General features: G+C 59.5%; 17 protein-coding genes. 10 read left to right on the plus strand and 7 right to left on the minus strand.

The features are described 5' to 3' along the window. Positions 1 to 260 precede the first annotated feature (260 nt). Positions 261 to 1,040 (minus strand): DNA-binding transcriptional regulator KdgR, encoded by a 780-nt coding sequence (gene kdgR / locus RHM56_RS02425; protein WP_322238192.1) that lies wholly within the window; start codon positions 1,038 to 1,040, stop codon positions 261 to 263. A gap of 201 nt (positions 1,041 to 1,241) precedes the next feature. Here kdgR and RHM56_RS02430 point away from each other — a divergent pair, with 201 nt between their 5' ends. The 6 genes from RHM56_RS02430 to uxuA all read left to right on the plus strand — a co-directional run bounded on the left by RHM56_RS02430 (position 1,242) and on the right by uxuA (position 8,616). After that, positions 1,242 to 2,243 (plus strand): sugar kinase, encoded by a 1,002-nt coding sequence (locus RHM56_RS02430; RefSeq protein WP_322238194.1) that lies wholly within the window; start codon positions 1,242 to 1,244, stop codon positions 2,241 to 2,243. A gap of 4 nt (positions 2,244 to 2,247) precedes the next feature. Next, a complete protein-coding gene (manD, locus tag RHM56_RS02435) occupies positions 2,248 to 3,459 on the plus strand; it encodes a D-mannonate dehydratase ManD (RefSeq protein WP_322238196.1) in 1,212 nt (403 codons plus the stop codon). Between the two features lie 78 nt (positions 3,460 to 3,537). Next, on the plus strand, positions 3,538 to 4,569 hold the full coding sequence (locus RHM56_RS02440; protein ID WP_322238198.1) for a Zn-dependent oxidoreductase: 1,032 nt from the start codon (positions 3,538 to 3,540) through the stop codon (positions 4,567 to 4,569). A gap of 92 nt (positions 4,570 to 4,661) precedes the next feature. Then, positions 4,662 to 5,954, plus strand: coding sequence for an MFS transporter (locus RHM56_RS02445; RefSeq protein ID WP_322238200.1), 1,293 nt, complete (start codon positions 4,662 to 4,664; stop codon positions 5,952 to 5,954). 11 nt (positions 5,955 to 5,965) lie between these two features. Then, the gene (locus RHM56_RS02450) at positions 5,966 to 7,423 is read left to right on the plus strand and encodes a mannitol dehydrogenase family protein (protein ID WP_322238202.1); all 1,458 of its coding nucleotides are present in this window, start codon (positions 5,966 to 5,968) and stop codon (positions 7,421 to 7,423) included. Positions 7,424 to 7,440: 17 nt separating this feature from the next. Beyond that, positions 7,441 to 8,616 carry a mannonate dehydratase gene (uxuA, locus tag RHM56_RS02455; RefSeq protein WP_322238204.1) on the plus strand — a complete coding sequence of 392 codons (1,176 nt, stop codon included), beginning with the start codon at positions 7,441 to 7,443 and terminating at the stop codon, positions 8,614 to 8,616. Positions 8,617 to 8,732: 116 nt separating this feature from the next. On the opposite strand, the gene RHM56_RS02460 is transcribed toward uxuA, so the two are convergent. Next, entirely contained in the window at positions 8,733 to 9,620 is an 888-nt protein-coding gene (locus tag RHM56_RS02460) for an SDR family oxidoreductase (RefSeq protein WP_322238206.1), read from the minus strand. Between the two features lie 117 nt (positions 9,621 to 9,737). Here RHM56_RS02460 and RHM56_RS02465 point away from each other — a divergent pair, with 117 nt between their 5' ends. Next, complete coding sequence (locus RHM56_RS02465) at positions 9,738 to 10,652, plus strand: LysR family transcriptional regulator (RefSeq protein ID WP_322238208.1); 915 nt, start codon at positions 9,738 to 9,740, stop codon at positions 10,650 to 10,652. Here the strand turns inward: RHM56_RS02465 and RHM56_RS02470 are convergent. Beyond that, entirely contained in the window at positions 10,647 to 11,099 is a 453-nt protein-coding gene (locus tag RHM56_RS02470; protein ID WP_322238210.1) for an Lrp/AsnC family transcriptional regulator, read from the minus strand. The two genes, RHM56_RS02465 and RHM56_RS02470, sit on opposite strands and share 6 nt — an antisense overlap. Positions 11,100 to 11,245: 146 nt before the next feature. Here RHM56_RS02470 and RHM56_RS02475 point away from each other — a divergent pair, with 146 nt between their 5' ends. Continuing rightward, a complete protein-coding gene (locus RHM56_RS02475) occupies positions 11,246 to 11,890 on the plus strand; it encodes a LysE family translocator (protein ID WP_322238212.1) in 645 nt (214 codons plus the stop codon). Positions 11,891 to 12,006: 116 nt separating this feature from the next. On the opposite strand, the gene RHM56_RS02480 is transcribed toward RHM56_RS02475, so the two are convergent. From RHM56_RS02480 to RHM56_RS02490, 3 genes are all read right to left on the minus strand, one after another. Continuing rightward, complete coding sequence (locus RHM56_RS02480) at positions 12,007 to 14,439, minus strand: TonB-dependent siderophore receptor (protein ID WP_322238214.1); 2,433 nt, start codon at positions 14,437 to 14,439, stop codon at positions 12,007 to 12,009. 103 nt (positions 14,440 to 14,542) lie between these two features. Next, positions 14,543 to 15,511 (minus strand): FecR domain-containing protein, encoded by a 969-nt coding sequence (locus tag RHM56_RS02485; RefSeq protein ID WP_322238216.1) that lies wholly within the window; start codon positions 15,509 to 15,511, stop codon positions 14,543 to 14,545. Further along, positions 15,508 to 16,014: a sigma-70 family RNA polymerase sigma factor gene (locus RHM56_RS02490; protein ID WP_322238219.1), complete on the minus strand. Its 507-nt coding sequence runs from the start codon at positions 16,012 to 16,014 to the stop codon at positions 15,508 to 15,510. The genes RHM56_RS02485 and RHM56_RS02490 overlap by 4 nt, the downstream gene beginning before the upstream one ends. 168 nt (positions 16,015 to 16,182) lie before the next feature. Between RHM56_RS02490 and RHM56_RS02495 the strand changes: the two genes are divergently transcribed. Beyond that, positions 16,183 to 16,584 carry a cytochrome c family protein gene (locus RHM56_RS02495; protein WP_322238222.1) on the plus strand — a complete coding sequence of 134 codons (402 nt, stop codon included), beginning with the start codon at positions 16,183 to 16,185 and terminating at the stop codon, positions 16,582 to 16,584. On the opposite strand, the gene RHM56_RS02500 is transcribed toward RHM56_RS02495, so the two are convergent. After that, entirely contained in the window at positions 16,585 to 16,914 is a 330-nt protein-coding gene (locus RHM56_RS02500; protein WP_322238225.1) for a hypothetical protein, read from the minus strand. Positions 16,915 to 17,274: 360 nt separating this feature from the next. Here RHM56_RS02500 and RHM56_RS02505 point away from each other — a divergent pair, with 360 nt between their 5' ends. Then, positions 17,275 to 18,285 carry a zinc-binding alcohol dehydrogenase family protein gene (locus tag RHM56_RS02505; RefSeq protein ID WP_322238227.1) on the plus strand — a complete coding sequence of 337 codons (1,011 nt, stop codon included), beginning with the start codon at positions 17,275 to 17,277 and terminating at the stop codon, positions 18,283 to 18,285. The last annotated feature ends 3 nt before the right edge of the window (positions 18,286 to 18,288 follow it).

The following is an 18,288-nucleotide window of genomic DNA, read 5'->3' on the forward strand; positions in this document are numbered from 1 at the left end:
GTATCTTGAACTTATTCATGTGTAAGTCCTTTGTTATTTTAGATGCGTCATTTAATTACTTCGGCAAAACTAGCAGCAACTAGCATTAAGGTCTGTAGGACGCTTCCCAAATTTCATGAATAGTTTGTTTTTGGCAGCTGCATTGCCAAAGCCCCTGTCGCGCAGCTTTCAGGTATTTCCTGCCAAGTAAGCCTTCGGGTGTCGCCGGTCTGGTTTTTACCAGTGGCCGTTTTTTGTCGCCTGCGACACCCGCATAGCCTCTAAGGGTGCCAGCCCAATTGGCTGGAGATTTGTTGCGAGGCTTCCATCAGTTGTTTGACGTAGTCCTGTTTCAGCTCTTCGCGAAAGCGAAAGCACGGAAAGGACACGCTCATGCCGCCGATCACGTGGCCGAAGCGGTCTCGGATGGGCGCTGCCAGGCAGCGCATGTTGTCTTCGAATTCTTCATGGTCTTCGCCATAGCCTTGCTCGCGAACGATGGCCAGTTCTTGCAGGTACTCCTCGATGCTGACGAGGGTGTTGGCGGTTCGGCGCTCGAAACTTTCTTCGCGCAAATGCGCGAGCAATTCATCTTCGTCCAGCCACGCCATCAGCACTTTGCCGATGCCGGTGCAGTACAGCGGCGCGCGGCGACCGATGCGCGAATACATGCGCAGGTTGTACTTGGAGTCGATCTTGTGCACGTAGACGATGCTGCCTTCGTCGAGGATGCCCAAGTGCACGGTCTCGCCGGTCAGCTCATTGATGCGGCGCATGCCCGGTTCGGCTTCGCGCACGATGTCCAGATGGGGCAGGGCTTGTGCGCCCAGTTCGAACAGCCGAACGCTGAGCCGATAGCGGTCTTCGGCGTCCTGGACCACATAACCACGGGCTTTGAGTGACTGTAAAAAGCGGTAAACCGTGCTTTTCGACATATCGAGCTTTTGCGCGATTTCTGAAACGCCACTTTCTTCAGGGTGCTCTGCCAGGGCTTCAAGCACAGCCATGGTCCGCCCAACGGCCGAGACCAAATCATTGTTTTGGGTGGTGCTGTTGTCCATGGAGGCTCCAACGCCATTAAAAAAACCAAGGATATACCCAAGCGAATCGAAACGCTGTTCCATTTTCCTTGACGGTATAGGAATTTTCATTAAACTCGGCGGCAACAAACAAAATGAAACGCCGTTTCGAAAACAATAATAGCGGTGCGCACGGCCACGATTTTCGTGTCTGCGCTCACGCAAGGCACAAGGCGCGCAGTAATGACGGTAACGCTTGGGCATTGCCCACAAGCCGAACGATCCCGCCCCCTCAAGGTGGCGCTGATCGGCGAGTGCATGATTGAAATGCGCGGTGAGCTGGGCGCAGGCTTCAGCCAGACGTTTGGCGGGGACACGCTCAATGCAGCGGTCTATCTGGCCCGTGTCAGTACGGGCAGCGCAATTGTTGCGGATTACATCACAGCGGTCGGCGCAGACGCGTTCAGCGTTGCCATGCGCCAGTTGTGGCGCGACGAAGGCGTCGGTGATCAGCATGTACGCGTGATCCCGGATGCGCTGCCGGGTTTGTACTTTATCCAGACCGATGACCAGGGCGAGCGCCGCTTTGCCTATTGGCGTGGCGAAGCCGCTGCACGGCGGGTTTTCGATGGGCCGCAAGCCGATGAATTGCTGCGTGCGCTGGCCGATTACGACTATGTCTATTTAAGCGGTATCAGCCTGGCGATCCTCACGCCCGGTGGCCGCGAACGCCTGATGCACGCCTTGAGCAAGGCTCGAAAGGGCGGCACGCGCATCGTCTTTGACAACAATTACCGCCCTCATTTATGGCCCGATGTGCACGCCGCGCGTCAGGCCTACAGCGACATGCTGCGCCTGACGGATCTGGCGCTGATCACCTGGGAAGACGACGCCACGCTGTTCGGTTATGCCGACCATCACGCGCTGTTCCGCGCTTATGCAGCATTCGGCGTTGGCGAAGTGGCGCTCAAGCGTGGCGCGGCCTCGTGTTTGATTCAGTGCGCTGCCGGGCATTTTGAAGTGCCTGCCGAACAGGTGTCGCGCATCGTCGACACCACGGCGGCGGGTGACTCGTTCAGCGCCGCCTATCTTGCCTGTCGCTTGCAAGGTGGCGAGCCGCAACTGGCGGCGCGCTGGGGTCATCGGCTGGCTGCACAAGTGGTCCAGTACCCCGGCGCACTGATCCCGAGAGCGGCGATGCCAACGCTGAGCCTGCCTGTTTTTTCTTCTGTCGCTGAGGCCTGATCGCATGAAAATCGTTGAAGCGCGCGTGATTGTCACCTGCCCGGGTCGCAACCTGATCACCCTGAAAATTGTCACCGACTCCGGCCTCTATGGCATCGGCGATGCCACCTTGAATGGCCGTGAAATGGCCGTGGTGGCTTACCTCGAAGAGCACGTGCTGCCCGCGTTGATCGGTCGTGATGCCCAGCGCATCGAAGACATTTGGCAATACCTGTATCGCGGGGCCTATTGGCGCCGTGGCCCGGTGACCATGACTGCGATTGCTGCTGTCGACGTCGCCTTGTGGGACATCAAAGCCAAGGCCGCCAACATGCCGCTGTACCAGTTGCTCGGTGGCAAGAGCCGCGAGCGGGTGATGGTGTACGGGCACGCCACGGGCAAAGACATTGAAGGCTGTCTGGACGAAGTCGCCCGTCATGTGGAACTGGGTTACAAAGCCGTGCGCGTGCAATGCGGGATTCCCGGCATTGCCACCACCTATGGCGTGGCCAAGCGCAGCGGCGAGCGCTATGAACCGGCTGACAGCGATCTGCCTGCCGAGCATGTGTGGGACACCGCCAAGTACCTCAACCATGTGCCTAAATTGTTCGCTGCCGTGCGCGAGCGCTTTGGGGATGATTTGCACATTCTGCATGACGTCCACCACCGCCTTACGCCGATTGAAGCCGGGCGTTTGGGCAAGGCGGTGGAACCGTTCAACCTGTTCTGGCTGGAGGACTGCACCCCGGCCGAGAACCAGGAGGCGTTCCGCCTGATTCGCCAGCACACCACCACCCCGCTGGCGGTGGGCGAAGTGTTCAACTCGATTCACGACTGCCGCGAGTTGATCCAGGAACAGTTGATTGACTACATCCGCGCCACGCTGGTGCATGCCGGTGGCATCAGCCACGTGCGCCGGATTGCCGATTTTGCAGCGCTCTACCAAGTGCGCACCGGGTTTCACGGGGCCACTGACCTGTCGCCGGTGACCATGGGCGCGGCGCTGCATTTTGATACGTGGGTGCCTAATTTCGGTATCCAGGAGCACATGCCGCACGACCCGCTGACCGACGAAGTGTTCCCTCACGCCTATCGCTTTGAAGACGGCCATTTCACCCCGGGTGAAACGCCGGGGCACGGCGTGGATATCGATGAAAAACTGGCCGCCCAATACCCCTATAAACGCGCCAGCCTGCCGGTCAATCGCCTGGAAGACGGCACGCTCTGGCACTGGTAACACACCGTTTAAAGCGTTTTGCGCGACTGTTTAATAACTATAAAAAATTGGGCGTCATGCCTTGGCAGGAGTTATCCGATGAAAGCGTTTCAAGTGAGAGCACCTTTTGAATTCGGCCTGGCCCAGGTCGAGGTCCCGCAGGTGGCCCGCAATGAGGTCAAGGTCGATGTGGCCTACGCCGGTATCTGCGGCTCGGATCTGCACATCATTCACGGACAGAACGCCTTTGTGCGCTTTCCGCGTGTCACCGGCCACGAGTTTTCGGGCGTGGTACGCGAAGTGGGTGAGGGGGTTGCGCACATCAAGGTCGGCGACCGTGTGTGCATCGACCCGGTCATCAGCTGCGGCACCTGCTACCCGTGCCGCATCAATCGGCCCAACGTGTGCACCCAGTTGCAAGTGATCGGCGTGCACCGCGACGGTGGCTTCAGCGAGCAAGTCAGCGTGCCAGCGAGCAACGTCCATCCTCTGCCGGATTCGATGTCGCTGAGCCATGCCGCGCTGGTCGAACCCTACTCCATCGCCCTCAATGTACTGGACCGCATGCAGCCGCATCCGGGCGACAGCCTGCTGATTTACGGCGCCGGGGTGATTGGCCTGACGCTGGTACAAATGGCTAAAGCGCTGGGGCTGACAGACATCACCGTGACCGACGTGATTGACGAGCGTCTGCAAACCGCCCGCGCGCTGGGCGCCACCCGGACCCTCAACGGCAAAGAAGTGGACGTTGAAGCGAGCATGCGCGAGCTGACGAATGGCGAAGGCGTGCCGTTGATTGTCGATGCTGCCTGCATTCCGGCGCTGATGCCGCAAATGGTGCGTCTGGCCTCCCCGGCGGGGCGTATTGGCCTGCTGGGCTTTAACGCTACGCCAAGCGATCTGGTGCAACTGGAAATGATCAAAAAGGAACTCACCCTGGTGGGTTCACGCCTCAACAATCGCAAGTTCCCACGGGTGATCGAACTGATCGCCAGCGGCAAGTTGCAGGTTCAGGAAATGATCAGCCACCGCATCCAGTTCGACGAAATGCCGGACGCCATCGCGCTGATCGAGAACCATCCCGAGCAGACCCGAAAAGTGCTGGTGCAACTCAACAGCGCTCACGCCTGAAGAGCGACTCACTCACTGTAGGAACGCTTCAGATACACGTGCCCACTGATGGGCACCCTCACCGAATAAACATAAGAAAGCGGGAGGTTCCAATGTTTGGTCAAGGTCGTACGTTAGTCATCATCATGTTGTTCCTGGCAGGCGTTATTAACTACCTGGATCGCTCGGCATTGTCCGTGGCAGCCCCCTTCATCCAGAAAGACTACGGTCTGACGACGGGTGAAATGGGCATGATCTTCAGTAGTTTTTTCGTCGGCTACGCAGCCTTCAACTTTATCGGCGGCTGGGCCGCCGACCGTTACGGGGCGAAAACCACGCTGCTGCTGGCGATGGTGCTGTGGTCGTTGTTCAGTGGTCTGACGGTGCTGACCGTCGGTTTCATGTCGCTGGTGTTTATCCGCATTCTGTTCGGCATGGGCGAAGGCCCGCTGAGCGTGACCACCAGCAAGATGGTCAACAACTGGTACACGCCTAAACAGCGGGCGCGGGCGCTGGGCAGCTCCATGTCCGGTACACCGTTGGGTGGCGCGATTTCCGGGCCGGTAGTGGGCTTTATCGCCATCAGCTACGGCTGGAAAGTCTCGTTCATCATCATTATGTTGATCGGCCTGGTGTGGGCAGCGGTTTGGTACAAGTTCGTCAAGGACAAGCCGACCGGCAAAGTGGCTGAAGAAATTGCCGAAGGCGAAGGCCAGAGCGACATGGCGTCGTTGCCGGTGCATCCGCTGCGTTACTACCTCAAGCAACCCACTGTGCTGTTCACCTCGCTGGCGTTCTTCTCGTACAACTACACGCTGTTCTTCTTCCTGACCTGGTTCCCTAGCTACCTGACCATGGCGCATGGGCTCAACGTTAAAGAGATGAGTATCGCCACGGTCATTCCGTGGGTGCTGGGCTTCCTCGGGCTGGCGCTGGGCGGCTTCATTTCCGACTTCGTGTTCAAGAAGACCGGGCGAATGATGTTTTCGCGCAAAGTGGTGCTGGTCACGTGCCTGTTGGCCTGTGCGGTGTGCATCGGTTTTGCCGGCCTCGTCAAAACCCTGATCCCGGCAGTCGCGCTGGTGGCGCTGGCGGTGTTCTTCTTGTACCTCACGGGTGCCATTTACTGGGCGATCATCCAGGACACCGTGCCTGCCGCACGGGTCGGTGGTGTCAGTGGTTTCATGCACTTTCTGGCCAACACCTCGGGCATCATCGGCCCAACCTTGACCGGCTTTTTGGTGCAGTTCACCGGTTCGTTCACCAGCGCCTTCCTGTTGGCGGGGCTGTTGACCATCATCGGCGCAGTGTGTGTGGCGCGTTATGTCAAACCGCTGCCCGTGACTGACGCCGCAGTGCCGCCTGCCGACAGCCTGACACCGCGCCCGGCGCTGTCTCAGCCTTAAGGAGAGTCGCGATGCCTGTTGTTCAACGTGTTCCTTCGGTGGCTGGCGAGGCCGAAGTCGGGATTGTGCATTTGGGGCTGGGGGCGTTTCACCGCGCGCATCAGGCCGTCTATTTGCAGCGCAATCACAACCGTCATGGCCAAGGCCATTGGGGGTTGTGCAGTGCCAACCTGCGTTCCAATCGCGCGCTGGTCGAGCAGTTGCGTGAACAGCAGGGCCGCTACGCCGTGGCGGAGTATCAAGACCGTGAACAGGTGACGTTGCGCGACATCACGGTGTTGCGTGAAGCCCTGTTTGTAGGGGATGGCGGGCATGAGCTGGAGGAGCTGTTGCAGCGCATGGCCAATCCGCAGACACGGATTGTGACCCTGACCGTCACGGAAAAAGGCTATTGCCTGAACCCGGCCACCGGGCAGTTGCGCCTGGACGACCCGGCTATTGTCCATGACCTTGCGACCCCCGGGACGCCACGAAGCGCGCCGGGGATTGTGCTGGAAGCCTTGCGCCGTCGACGCATGGCAGGCATCCCCGCGTTCACCGTGTTGTGTTGCGACAACATGCCGGACAACGGCCAGCGCACCCGTCAGGCGGTGAGTGGTCTGGCTGCAGCGCAAGACAGCGAACTGGCGCAGTGGGTTGAGCAGCAGGTGGCGTTTCCTGGCTGCATGGTCGACCGCATCGTGCCCGCCATGGATGCGCAGGCATTCGCCCGGCTCGAACAGCAACTCGACTGCCATGACCGTGCGGCCGTGGTGTGTGAACGCTTCAGCCAATGGGTGATCGAGGACCACTTTCCACAAGGTCGTCCGGACTGGGAAGTGGAAGGCGTGCAGATGGTGGCTGACGTGCGGCCGTTCGAAACCATGAAATTGCGCCTGCTCAATGGCAGCCATTCGTTGCTGGCTTACATCGGCTTGCTGGCCGGCCATGAGTCGGTTTACGAGGCCATCAGCGATCCTGATTTGCTGGCGTTTATTCGCCGTTACATGAACCAAGAGGCCGCGCCCACGCTAGACATGCCTGCGGGCATCGATGTGGCGGGTTATGCCCGTGATCTGTGCACGCGTTTTGCCAATGACAGCTTGCAACACCGCCTGCGGCAGATCGCCATGGACGGTTCGCAAAAACTGCCGCAGCGCTGGCTACAAGGTGCCGGGCAACTGCTCGATGCAGGGCGCAGCATTGATTGCATCGCGTTGGGTGTCGCGGCCTGGATTCACACCTGCACGCAGCCTTTGGCCGGCAGTGCGATGCACGTCGTCGATGACCCGTTGAGCGCCACGTTCGCCGACCTGGCAGGTCGCTTTGACGGCGCGCAATTGGTGGACGCTTTTCTTGATCTTGAGCAGGTATTTGCCGCTCAACTGTCCACCCAGGCCGCCTTCCGTGATGCCGTTCAGGGGGCTTACGTTGCCCTGCAACGCACCGGCATGAGCCAACACTTAAAAAATCTTGCAGCACACACCTAACAAGAAGGGAGACACACATGGAACAGACGTGGCGTTGGTTTGGCCCCCAAGACCCTATTTCACTGGCTGATGTGCGACAGACCGGTGCCACCGGGATTGTCACCGCGTTGCACGACATCCCGAATGGCCAAGTGTGGCCGGTGGACGCGATTGCGGCGCGCAAAAAGATGATCGAAGCCGCCGGTCTGAGCTGGTCGGTGGTCGAGAGCATTCCGGTGCACGAAGACATCAAGCGTGGCTGTGGACGGCGTGACGAGTACATCGCCAACTACCAGCAAAGCGTGCGCAACCTGGCCACCTGCGGCATCGACATCGTGTGCTACAACTTTATGCCGGTCCTGGACTGGACCCGCACCGACCTGGCCTGGGAGCTGGAAGACGGTGGTTGGGCGCTGCGTTTTGATCAGACCGCTTTTGCTGCGTTTGACCTATTCATCCTCCAGCGTCCGGGTGCAGAAGCCGAATACAGCGCTGAAGACATTCAACAGGCCAACACCTACTTTGAAGCGTTGACGCCTGCTCGCACCGAGGCCTTGGTCAACACCTTGATCGCCGGGCTTCCGGGCACCGAAGAACACTACACGCTGGACAGCTTCCGCGCCTTGCTGCGCACCTACGCCGACATCGACGAAGCTAAATTGCGTGAACATTTGGGCCACTTTTTGCGCGAAATCATCCCCGTCGCAGAAGAAGTGGGTGTGCGCATGGCCATCCACCCGGACGATCCACCGCGTGCTCTGCTTGGCTTGCCGCGCATTCTGTCGACCGCTCAAGACGCACAGTGGTTGCTGGATGCAGCGCCAAGCCCGTCCAACGGCCTGACCTTCTGCACCGGCTCTTATGGCGTGCGTGAAGACAACGATCTGGTGGCCATGGCCAAGCAATTTGCGCCGTTTATTTACTTCACCCACTTGCGCTCAACCCGTCGTGAGGCCGACCCGCGCAGCTTCCATGAAGCCCACCACTTGGGCGGCGACGTGGACATGGTTGGCGTGATTGGTGCGTTGGTTGAAGAAGAACTGCGCCGTGAGCGCGATGGCGGCCCGCGCCTGCCATTGCGTCCAGATCATGGCCACCAGTTGCTGGATGACCAGCATCGCAAGAGCAACCCGGGTTATTCCCTGATCGGTCGTCTCAAGGGGTTGGCTGAAATACGCGGCGTTGAAATGGCGATGCGTCAACAACTGAGCTGAAACCCAAACCTGACCCCGTGGGAGCCGGGCTTGCCCGCGATGGAATCGACGCGGTTTTACAGTAAAACCGCGTCGCCTGTATCGCTGGCAAGCCAGGCTCCCACGCAGGGGGGCGATCAATACACAAAAGCACTGCGGTGCTTTTGCACAAACGCTTCCCAGCGCACGGGCTGGCGGCCGGTGATGGCCGTAAAGTTGTCACACGTGTCCCGCACACCGGGGATGGTGTCTGCGGCCATGCGTTTGAAGTTGTCGTGCACACAGTTCATGTAGGCCATCTCGGCACCTGCCGCGCGCATGTTTTCCAGAAACACGTGCGGTGGCTGTGCGTCGTAGCGAAATGGCTGGCCCAGCAGGCGGGTCATGATGTTTGCGACGTCGCCGTAGGACTGAATGTCATAGCCCAAACGGTACGTTTGACCCGCGTGTTTGTGCGGCTGCAGCAGGGTGTGTGCCGCCACCCGGGCAACGTCTTCGCCATCGACCCAATTGAACGCGGTGTCACCCGTGTACTGCTCAATCACCCCGGATTTAACGGCTTGAGTGCCGTCGTAGCTCAACAGGTTTTGCATAAAACATTCTGGGCGCAAGTGGGTGAACGAGAAGCCTGACCACTCAATGTAACGTTCAACTAACTGATGCCAGGCCCAATGGCCAATGGTGGCGTCGTCACGCCCGCACGCACCGAGGTGCACGATGTGTTGCACACCGGCTTTTTTCGCCTGGTCCAGAAACGCTTTGCTTTGGCGCAGCATTTCTACCGTGTAGCCGGTGACGAGCAGGGCGCGATCAATGCCTTGCAGCGCGGGCGCCAGGGTCTCTTCTTTATCGAAGTCCATGATCACCGTGCGAATGCCTTGCGCCTTGAACGGCTCGGCCTTGGCGTCTGAACGCACGGCCGCGACCAAGGTGATGCTGTCGTCGGCCAGCAGCAGGCGCAGGGTGTCGCCGCCGATCTGGCCGGTGGCGCCGGTAATTAATACAGTGGGTTTTAGCGAGGTCATAAATGCGCCTTGTGGATGATCAACGTCGTGGCGCCAAAGCTTACTGGGGAAAATAGAGCGTATTTACGATACCTTTTACCGAATCAGGTGAACTGAATTCATGAATAAGAGGCCGCCATGTTTTCTTCCGAGCGTTTGAAGGGCATCGACGTCTTTGTCTGCGTGACCGACTCCGGCAGTTTTAAAGCGGCTGCTGAGCGCATGAACCTCACTGCCTCTGCGGTCAGTAAAGGCATTGCCAGACTGGAAAGTCGATTGCAAACGCGCTTGTTCAATCGTACGACTCGGCGTTTGTCACTCACCGATGCGGGCGTCGCGTTTTACCAAACCTGTACCGGCGTGCTGGCTGAGCTGGAAGAGGCCGAATTATCGCTGCACGCCGAAAACTCGGAGCCGCGTGGTCGGATTCGAATTGATCTGCCCGCCGCCTTCGGGCGTTTGCAGGCGTTGCCGGTGGTCTTGGCATTCGTTCAGCAACACCCGCAATTGCAGCCGCACATTTCGTTTTCGGATCGTTTTATCGACCCGGTTGAAGAGGGCGTCGACATCGTCGTGCGTGTGGGGGGCCCGGATGTGTGGCCTGCGGCGTGGGGGCATCGCTATTTGGGCAGCGAGCGGCATGTGTTCTGCGCCTCACCGGACTACCTCAAACAGCACGGCGAGCCGTTGACCGATCGCGACTTGGAACACCACGCGTGTGTCGCTTATGGCCGGGCAGATGGCACGGTCAGCCCTTGGCGGTTCGCGGGCAGCCGCCCCGGTGAGGTCGAGCTGCGGGTGATGCGCGCGCAGTTCATCGTGGGCGATGGGGAAGGCCACGTCATGACGGTGCAGGCAGGATGCGGCATTGCGCAGTTGCCCACGTGGCTGATCAAGCAACAACTGGCAGACGGCACCTTGGTTGAAGTGCTCCCGCATCTGGCAAGCGAAGGGCTGGCGATCAACCTGGTGTGGCCAAAAAGCCGCGAGACGCTGCCCAAGGTCAGGGCCTTGCTGGATGCGCTGGCAGCGGGTTTGATACCGGGTTTATAGCGGCAGCACCCGGTCATGGATCACGCTCTTCATCACCAATGTCGACACCAGGCGCTGCACGTTGGGCAGCGAGGTGAGGTGTTCATCGTAGAGGCGCTGAAAAGCGGGCAAGTCTTTGGCGATCACTTGCAGCAGGTAGTCGGGGTCGCCGAACAGTCTTTGTGCTTCGACGATCTGCGGGATCTGCGGCAGCGCCGCTTCAAAGTCAGCGATGGCCTGACGGGTCACTTCGCGCAAAGTCACGAACACAATCGCCGAAAAGCCCAGGCCGAGTTCTTTCGGCGCCAGCAAGGCGCGATAGCCCAGAATGACGCCTGACTCCTCAAGTGCCCGCACCCGCCGATGGCAGGGCGACAGGCTGAGCCCTACGCGTTCGGCGAGTTCAGTGAGAGACAAGCGTCCATCGGCGTGCAGCTCAGCAAGAATCTTGCGGTCAATTCGATCCACTTGAAAGAACCTTCTAGTGTGGCAGTGGCTGTAGGGGATAAACGAAAGATAATCCTATCAGCATTTCCCTATTCTTCTACGGGCTGCTTTGGCTTTAAACAGCGTGAAGCGCACCCCACCCGGCTCCGTGTAGAAGGTAGATCCCTGTGACTCTCAGCGTATTGGCCGCCTTTTGGGCGGTGTCTTTTTTGTTCATCATTACCCCCGGCGCGGATTGGGCGTACGCGATTTCAGCGGGGATACGCGGGCGGCGTGTCACGCCTGCGGTGGCGGGGATGCTCTCGGGCCACTTGCTGGCCACGGTGGTTGTGGCGGCAGGCGTTGGCGGCCTGGTGTCGCGCAATCCGATGATCCTCACCGTGCTGACGATTGCAGGCGCTCTGTACCTGTTGTGGTTGGGCATCAGTATGCTTCGCCACCCTTCGGCCCCTGAATCCGGGAAGGTGCAGATCAATGATTCCTGGTGGCGCTGGGCATGGAAGGGCTTGTGTGTCAGCGGCATGAATCCCAAGGTGTTATTGCTGTTTTTAGCGTTGTTGCCGCAGTTCACCAACCCGTCATCGAATTGGCCCATTCCGGTGCAAATCGTGGCCTTGGGCGCACTGCATGCATTGAGCTGCGGGGTGGTGTATTTGATGGTGGGTTTCGGCGCCAAGGCCGTCTTGCGGACCCGACCCAGTGCGGCGAAAAACGTCAGCCGGGTGTCGGGTGCCGCGATGATCGTGATTGCGGGTGTGTTGCTGGCTGAGCAAGTGATGCGCCACGTCCCAAGCCTAATGCCAGTCAGTTAACGCCCTGTGGGAGCGGGCTTGCCCGCGAGGGTATCGACGCGGTTTGACAGGAAAACCGCGTCGCTTGCATCGCTGGCAAGCCAGACTCCCACAGGTTTCTCGCTGCATTTATGGCCTCAGAAGTCGGCCTTCAGCGACATCACCACGTTGCGTGGCTCGCCATAGAAGTTGCCGAAACCTTCAGTGCCGACAGTGGCGTAGTAGCGTTTGTCGAACAGGTTGTTGCCGTTCAGCGCCACCGACCAGGTGTCGTCGATGCGATAGCCCACGCGGCCATTCCAAATCGCATAACCCGATTGGCTGATGTCGTTGCCGCTGATGGGCGAGACGCGGTAGTTGCTGCTTTGGGCATTGACCCCGGCACCCACGGTGACACGATCGAATGCGCCGCCAAGCGCGTAGTCGGCCCACACCCGAAGTAGGTGGCGGGGCACGTAGGAGTTGTAGGCAACGCCATCTTGAGCCGTGTCGGCGTCTTCCAGGACTTTGGACTGGGTGTAGGTGTAGCCCGCCAGCACTTGCAGGCGGTCGATGACTTCGCCGCTGACTTCGGCCTCGAAACCTTGCGCGCGCACCTTGCCTGAGTTTTGTGAGCAACTGCTGTCGGGGCACAGCGGGTTATCTTGAGCGGCGTCTTTCTGAATCGTGCGGAACAGGTTGAAGGCGCTGTTCAGGCGGCCGTTGAACCACTCGCCCTTGATGCCCAGTTCATAGCTCTGCCCGATCAGCGGCTTGAGTGTGGCGCCGGTGATGGTTCTGTAGCCACCCTGCGGGGTGAAAATGTCGGTGTAGCTGGCGTAGGTGGTCAGGTTGTCGTTGAGGTCGAACAACACGGCGGCAAATGGGGTGACTTGCCCGGTTTCCTTGGCTTCGGAATGCACGGGGGTGCCTTCGCCGCGCCAGTACGACACGGAGTCAGTCTGGGATGAATACCAACTCACGCGGCTGCCCAAGACCACGGTCAGCGGGTCGGCCAGTTTGAGGCGGGCGATGGAGTAGGCTCCGTATTGTTTGATGCGCATGTCCACCGGCCCGCCGCGCGAGGCATTGGCCAGGTAGTAGCTCTCATCGGGCTGCGGCAGGTGATGGTTGGGGTCCAGTACATTCTGGCGATCAGGCAGAACGGCCACGGCGTAAAAGTCGTCTTTTTTGGAGCGGCTGGCATTGGCGCCCACCGTCAGTTCGTGTTGTTGGCCAAACGCGTCAAACGTGCCGTCGAGGTAAGCATCGAAACCATAGTCGACCTGGTCGTAATCGTAGGTGCTGCCGAGCACCAGGATGCTGGACTGGGTGGCACCAACGGGCACTGAGCCGCTGGGAAAGGCGTATTCCATGTCTTGGGTATTTTTGGAGTACACCCCGGCGACTTTCAGGGCCCAGTCGTCATTGAGTTGATGCGTGAGGTCGCCGAACCAGGTGGTCCGCTTGCTGCGCTGGTTATTCCACGTCGGGTTCAGGCAGGTGGAACGCTTGAGTTTCAGGTCGCTGCCATCGGCATAACGCGGCAGGCCGCCCCAGCATGGCGTAGCGTCGACGTCTTCATAGGCCAGGCCCACGCCCAGCGTGGTTTCGGGGCTGAGGTCAACATCCAGTGCGCCGTAGTAGATTTGGTCCTTGCGCGCGGCCACGTCATAGAAGTACTGGCGCGTCTGTTCGGTCACCACGGCACGCCCGCGAACGGTGCCGGAGTCATTCAGCGGGCCGCCGGTGTCGACCTGTCCGCGGTAGTTGTCCCATGTTCCCGCAGACAGCGACAGTTGGGTATGCGGGGTGTATTCGCCGCGCTTTCGTACAAAGTTCACGCCGCCTGCTGTGCCGCCTGCGCCTTTCATCATGCCGGCAGCGCCGCGCAACACTTCGACCCGGTCGTAGATCGCCATGTCGCTATTGAAACTGTCGGCCTGCACGTAGCTGCTGCCAATGTCCAAGGGCACGCCGTCGTACTGGTATTGGCCGGTCATGCGAAAGCCACGGGAGTAGAAATACTTGCCGCCCATGGGCGAGTCGTAAACGGTGATGCCCGGGGTTTTCTCCATCACCTGTTCGATGGTGTTGAGGTTTTGGTCGTCGAGCATTTTGCGGGTGATGACAGTGACCGATTGCGGGGTCTCTTTGAGGCTGTGCGAACCTTTGCCGATGGTTACCGCCCGCGCCGTGTAAGAACCCGAACCCTCGGTGGTGGCGTCAGGGCTGCGCTCGGTGATGTTAGTGACACCCAGTTGCAGCGCCTCCGCGTTTTGCGGCGCTGGCTCGACGCTGAAGTTGCCCTGGCCAGTGATGCGCAGTTGCAGCCCGCTGCCGCGCAATGCGGCTTCCATGGCTTGCTCCGCAGTCATCTGCCCGAGCACCGCAGGTGCCTGTTTACCCTGCACCAGCGCAGGCTCCAGCGAAACAATGTGTCCGCTTTGGCTGGCGATGGCATTGAGGGTGCCGGCCAGAGGACCGGCGGGCAGATTGAAGCTAAGGGCTTGCGCGTGCACCCCGCCTGAACTGGCCAGGGTGGCGAGGGCAACAGCGACATAACGGGTGTGGGGCCACGGGTTGAGCACAGCATTCTCCTGATCGTTTGGACGTCTCAGGAGTTAGGTGGGCTGAGAAATAAAAAACGGACACCGATGCGATCAATTATCAAAAAAAACTTTTCTGGGTGGCTTAGGCCGGGCGTATCAAGGTCAGCCACGGGCTGTAGCGATCCACGCGGATCGGCAGTGTTTCCGCCAGTGCATTGAAGGCCCGGTCGGGGTCATTGAGCGGGTATACGCCTTGTACGCGCAAGCCGCGAACCTCAGGCGCCACACGGACAAATCCTCGGGTGTAGGGACGCAAGGCGTCGACCACCTGCGCCAGGGAGTCGTCCAGCACGTTAAGCCGGCCGCTCATCCAGTCGGCGCGGTACTGCTGGTCGCCGGTCTGCGGCACAATCCGCTGGCGGTATAACAGGGCTGACTGACCTTCTTGCAGGTTCAGTGTCATGCCGTTGAACAGCCGGGTTTCGACTGAGTGCTCAAGCACCACCACACGACTGGCGTCGGCTTCTTGGGCAACCAAAAAGCGTGTGCCAAGGGCGCGCACTTCACCTTGCTCGGTGCGAACCCGCAGCGGGCGGCGCGGGTCGGGCGCCACCTGAATCACCAACTCGCCACGGCGCAAAATCACCAGCCGTTGGTGCTCATTGAAATGCAGGTCTACCGCGCTGTCGGCGTTCAAGCTCAGGCGGCTGCCATCGGCCAGGTTAAAGTCATCGCGCTGAGCGCGGCCGGTAGACAGGTCTGCCAGCAGCGAATCACCCAGCGGGCTGCTGGCCCCCAGCCACAAACCACCGCCGAGCAGGCTCAGGCCGGTGATTGCACGCAATGCGTCGCGCCGAGTGGTGTGTGGTTGCAACAGCACTTGGCGCACTTCGCCCGCCTGCCCAGGTACACGCCGGTCCAGCGCCCGAACCGTATTGAACGAGCCGCCGAGGCGTTGTTGCAAGGTGTCCCAGGCCTGCACATGGGCCGGATCCGAGGCTAGCCAGGCGTTGAATCGCTCTTGCAGTGCAGAGTCTGGCGTGCCCGCGCGCAGCTTCACCATCCAGTCAATGCTCTGTTCGCTGATGGGGTCCAGGCGCAACTTGCTCATCGTGATGCCTCGCTCAGGTAGCACTGGCGCAAGGCTTGTTTCATGTAGCGGCTGACTGTGCGTTCCGACAGCCCCAATTTGTGCGCAATTGCTACGTAACTCAGGCCGTCCAGTTGGCTGTACAAGAAGGTGGCCTTGACGATCAGCGGCAAGCCATCAATGGCCCGGTCGATGGCGACCAGCGCTTCGATCAATTGCAGTTGTTCTTCAGGGGAGGGCGCCACGGCTTCGGGGAGCAAGGTCAGGCGCTCCAGATAGGCATTCTCCAGCTTGCTGCGCCGGTGCCGGTCGAAAATCAAACGTCTGGCAATCGTCGACAAATAGGCGCGCGGCTGCTCGATGGTGTCAGGGTCGACCCGTGCGGCCAGCATTTGGCAAAACGTGTCGGCTGCCGTGTCCTCGGCATCCGCATGATTGCGTACACGGCGACGAATATGCTGCAGCAACCAACGGTGGTGGTCGCTGAAAAAAAAGCCCAGTTTGCGAGTCGAAGGAGGTTGCACCGGTCGGCTTTCCAGATGTTAGTGCGAATCGTTCTCAAGTGTAGCGGCGATTTGATGGCTACTGCAATCACTGCTGAGCGAATCAAATGATCTGGGTCTCGTGATGGGTTTTACCGCTGAGCTATATTGGCGCCTGCCTGAACACCCCGACCTGATGTGGAGTCGCCTATGAAGCACCGAGCCTTACTGACTTTCTTGCTGATCCTCAATGCCGCACTGTTCAGTGCTTGGGCGTCTGCGGCGGGCGATGCAGAAGCGGGCGGCAAGTTATTCACCAAGACTTGTGGCGGCTGTCACAGCATAGGAGAGAACGCCCGTAACGGGTTTGGCCCGCAATTGAACGGCGTGATTGGCCAGTTGGCCGGGACAGTTCCTGGCTATCAGTTCTCTGATGCCATGAAAAATTCAGGAGTGGTGTGGACGCGCGAAAACCTGGCCGCCTACATCGAAGCTCCGAAAAAAGTCGTGAGTGGCACGCGAATGATTTTCTGGGGCATCAGCGACCCGGAGAAAATCGAAAACCTGCTGGCTTACATCGAAACCTTTCAAGAGCAAGGCCAAGGCCAGTGATCACTGAATGTCTTTCAAGTAATCCTTGAGGTTCAACAGCGGCGCGTGCAGTTGCTCAAGGTTTTGAGCGTGTTTGACCCCCAGCGACAACCTGTGCAGCTCGCGCCCCATGGGCGTGTCTGCACCGCCAATAGCGTCCATGGCCAATTCGAGGCATTCGTCCATTTTGCACTGGATGGTGTCGAGATCACCCTTGCGCACCAGCAAGGCAAACACATCGCGCTGGTAATCCCCCATCACCAGATCGTCGCGCAGAATCGGACTTTGGCCGTCTGATTCGTAGGCGAGCTTGAGAGAGAAAAGAGCGACTGTCTCCAGCGGGAGTTCCATGCTGCGGGTTCCTTGTGGTGCTTTAAGGGGCGGGCGATTGTAGCGTTCCTGGCGTTTTCCCAACAGCGGCGGCTAAACGATCCTGTTTTAAGCGCATCGCGTGTTTTTGTGGCTGACGCGTGTCTGGTTTTTATTTGGTAAGTCCAATTAGTGTTTTTTATAAATTGGTCTTGCCAATATTTTTGGCTGCGTGTAGTTTTCGAGCCGTGATCATCCCTGCGGCACTCAAGCCTGCACACAATAAAAGGAGATCCGGATGCCTTGTCTTGATCTCCCTTTGCTGCCGATCCCACCGCTATCCACCCCAGCCTCGTCTTGCCCAAAGCCCGTAGCCCATGTGCTATTGCCGGAGAATAAAAAATGCTGACTGTGATCTGTAACGAGCCACGCTTGCTAACGGCTGTTCAAAGCCCGATACCCACTCGCCAGCCAGGCGAAACTCTGATCCGGGTCAAGCGCGTGGGGGTGTGTGGTACGGACCTGCACATTTTCACCGGCAACCAGCCCTACCTTGAGTACCCTCGGGTCATGGGCCACGAGTTTTCCGGCATCGTAGAAGCCAGTGATGAAGGCAGTGGCCTGGCCGCCGGTGACGTGGTCTACGTCATGCCCTATATCTCATGCGGCACCTGCATCGCGTGCAGCAAAGGCAAGACCAACTGCTGCACCCGCATCCAGGTACTCGGCGTGCACTGCGATGGCGCTTTTACCGAGTACTTGAGCGTCGCTCATCAATTCATCCACAAGGCGGTGGGGGTGTCGCTGGATCAGGCGGCAATGATCGAGTTTCTGTCCATCGGAGCCCATGCGGTGCGCCGCTCCAACCTTCAGGCCGGGCAGCGCGTGCTGGTGGTTGGAACCGGCCCCATTGGTATGGCCGCGGCCATTTTTGCCGGGCTGCGTGGCGCGAAAGTCACGGTGCTCGACACCCGTCAAGACCGCTTGGATTTTTGCCACAAGCACCTGGATATTCACGCCGCAGTGAAAATCGGCGATGGCGATAAAGGCGCATTGGCCGACCTCACCGATGGCGACTTTTTTGACGTTGTTTTCGACGCCACCGGCAACGCCCGGGCCATGGAACGCGGCTTTGAATTTATCGCCCACGGCGGCACCTACGTGATGATTTCGGTCGTGCGTGACTCCATCACCTTTTCCGACCCCGAGTTCCATAAGCGTGAAGCCACCCTGATGGGCAGCCGCAACGCGACCGTCGAAGACTTCCGCTACGTGGAGCAATGCCTGCGCGATGGTTTGATCCCGGACCAGGCATTGAACACTCACCGCATCTCGCTCAGCGAGGTCGTCAACGCATTTCCCACCCTGCTGGATCCGCAGCAAGGCGTGGTCAAAGCCATCATCGAGTGCTAGCGG

The organism is Pseudomonas sp. CCC3.1, assembly GCF_034347405.1.
Classification (GTDB): domain Bacteria; phylum Pseudomonadota; class Gammaproteobacteria; order Pseudomonadales; family Pseudomonadaceae; genus Aquipseudomonas.